The 2,698-nt window shown below is 67.8% G+C and carries 1 protein-coding gene and 1 pseudogene; both read left to right on the top strand.

The window, feature by feature from the left end:
* Window positions 1–222 (top strand): annotated as a pseudogene (locus ENZ75_RS27725) (xanthine dehydrogenase family protein subunit M); the annotation flags it as partial.
* A complete protein-coding gene (locus ENZ75_RS27720; RefSeq protein WP_063168586.1) occupies window positions 212–2,470 on the top strand; it encodes a xanthine dehydrogenase family protein molybdopterin-binding subunit in 2,259 nt (752 codons plus the stop codon). The pseudogene ENZ75_RS27725 and the gene ENZ75_RS27720, both read left to right, overlap by 11 nt.
* The last annotated feature ends 228 nt before the right edge of the window (window positions 2,471–2,698 follow it).

The raw sequence follows: 2,698 nt of genomic DNA, 5'->3' as shown, positions 1-2,698 counted from the left end.
GTCCTGCTTGGCGCGGACGCCAGCGAGGCGACCTTCGCCAGCGCCGCGGACGCTGCCTTGGCCGATGCCAGCCCTTCCGGCGACAATGCCTTCAAGATCGAGCTTGCCCGCCGCATCGTGATCAGGGCGCTGATCTCTGCGCTTTCGGGAACGCCCGAGCGTCTGCCGGCCCTTCCTGCCTCCCCGTTCTCGAACATTCCTGGAGCGCGCCATGACGCTTGAACTCAGCCTCAACCAGCAACCCGCCCATGCCCGGCAAGGCTCTAGCATCGGCCAGCCGCTGACCCGCCGCGACGGCTTTCTGAAAGTCACCGGAGCCGCGCGCTATGCCGCCGACAACCATCCGCCCGGCATGCTCTACGCCGTGCTGGCGGTCAGCAGCATCGCACGCGGCCGCGTCGCCGCGCTGGATGTCGAGGCGGCCAAGGCATACAGAGGCGTGGTCGAGGTGATGACGCCCAAGAACCGGCCAGCGCTCGCTGCCGATCCGGACGCCAAGGACCATCCCTTCATGTTCCGGCTCGACCTCTTGCAGAACGACCAGGTCCGCTACCCCAATCAGAGCATCGCCGTGGTGATCGCCGAGACGCTGGAGGCGGCGACCGAGGGGGCGGCGCTGCTGTCGCCGCGCTATGAAGTGATGCCGGCGCGCGTTGGCCTCGACGGCGCCGAAAATTTCGTGCCGCGTGCTGTCGGCGTCGGCGGTCCGGCCGTGCAGCACAAGGGCGATGTCGAGGTCGGCCTTAAATCCGCAAAGACGCGGATCGAAGCCACCTACGAGACGCCGGCCCAGTACCACAACGCCATGGAGCCGCATGCGATCGTCGTCGCCTGGGAAGGCGACACACTGTCGATCGACACACCGAGCCAGGGCCTTGCCATGGCGCAGGGCCGCATCGCCGGCCTGTTCGGCATCGCGCCGGAGAACATCCACATCCGCAGCCCGTTCCTGGGTGGCGGCTTCGGTTCGAAAGGCATGATCTCCGGGCCGCAGGTGCTCGGCATCCTGGCGGCGCGTCTCGTCGGCCGTCCGGTCAAGCTGGTGCTGCGACGTGAGCAGATGTACGGGCCGGTCGGCCACCGTGCGCCGACGCGCCAGACGCTGCGCATGGGCATGGATGGCGAAGGGCGGCTGACGGCACTCGACCATCACGCCAAGACCGCGTCGAGCACGTTCGACGATTTCTTCGAACCGGCGGCGGATGCCTCGCACACGCTCTATGCCAGCCCGGCCATCGCCACCTCGCACGATGCGGTGCGGCTCGATACCGGTACGCCGCTGTTCATGCGGGCGCCCGGCGAAGCCACCGGCTCGATCGCGCTGGAGAGCGCTATCGATGAGGCAGCCTACGCCTGCGGCATGGACCCGCTGGAATTCCGGCTGCGGAACTATGCCGAGGTCGAGCCGATGACCGGCAAGCCGTTTTCCTCCAAGGCGCTGCGCGAATGCTACAGGCAAGCGGCCGAGACGTTCGGCTGGGCGAGCCGCCCGCTTCAGCCTCGGCTGATGCGCGACGCCGACGGTTTCCTGACCGGCTGGGGCATGGGCACGGCGACCTTCCCGGCGATCATGTTCCAGGCCGAAGCGCGGGCGGTGCTGAGAGCCGATGGCAGCGGCGTGATGGAGACCGGCGCTCAGGACATGGGGCAAGGCGCCTGGACCGCCTTCGCCCAGATCGCCGCCGACGGACTGGGACTGGATATCGACCAGGTCGATTTCAGGGCCGGCAGCTCCGATCTGCCCAATGCAGGCATTGCCGGCGGCTCCGGCCACACGGCGACGGCCGGCATGGCGATCCACAATGCGGGCGCCGCCGTCATCGCCAGGCTCGCCGATCTCGCCACCGGCGACGAGGGCTCGCCGCTCTACGGCGCCGGCAATGAAGGCGTGCTGGCGCGCGGCGGCCGCCTCTATCGGCGCGACGATGAAAGCCGCGGTGAAAGCTACGCCGAAATCCTCACGCGCGCGGGCCTCACCGAGATCGAGGGCCACGGCAAGGGCGCTCCCGACCCGGCGTCTCAGGAGGCCTATGCCAAGCACGCGCATGGCGCCGTGTTTGCCGAGGTGAAGGTCGATCCGGATTTTGGCCAGATCCGTGTCACAAGGCTGGTCGGTGCGTTCGCCGCCGGACGGGTCATCAATCCCAGGCTGGTGCGCAGCCAGTATTATGGCGGCATGATCTGGGGCGTCTCGTTCGCGCTGCATGAGGAAGCCATCACCGACCGGCGCTCTGGCCGGATCCAGAATGCCAACCTCGCCGAATATCATGTCCCGGTGAATGCCGACGTTCCATCGGTCGAGGCGTTGCTGGTCCACGAGGACGACCCTCACGTCAACGCGCTCGGCATCAAGGGCGTCGGCGAAATCGGCATCACCGGCACGGCCGGCGCCGTCGCCAATGCGGTCTGGCATGCGACCGGCGTGCGGCCGCGGCGCTTTCCGGTCCGCATCGAGGACCTGCTGGGGTGAGGAGTGGTCCACCTAGCGGATGGGAAGCCAATTGCTTGGCTTCCCGAACGACGAATGGTGAAGGCCCGGTCCGCCTTCGGGCGCACCAAAAAGTCCAGTGGACCTTTTTAAGGGGCTGAACGCCCGAAGGCGGGGAGCGGCAGCGAAGGGCCGCACAGCCGGCGCCAGGTCCCCGCCGGCTGCCAAAGATGAAATCAACGACTTCGCGTCAAGCAACTGGAGCCCGAC

Source organism: Mesorhizobium sp. M7A.F.Ca.CA.002.04.1.1 (assembly GCF_004022805.1).
Classification (GTDB): domain Bacteria; phylum Pseudomonadota; class Alphaproteobacteria; order Rhizobiales; family Rhizobiaceae; genus Mesorhizobium; species Mesorhizobium ciceri.
Note: the sequence above shows the minus strand (reverse complement) of the source record. Positions and strands in the feature narration are given on the sequence as shown.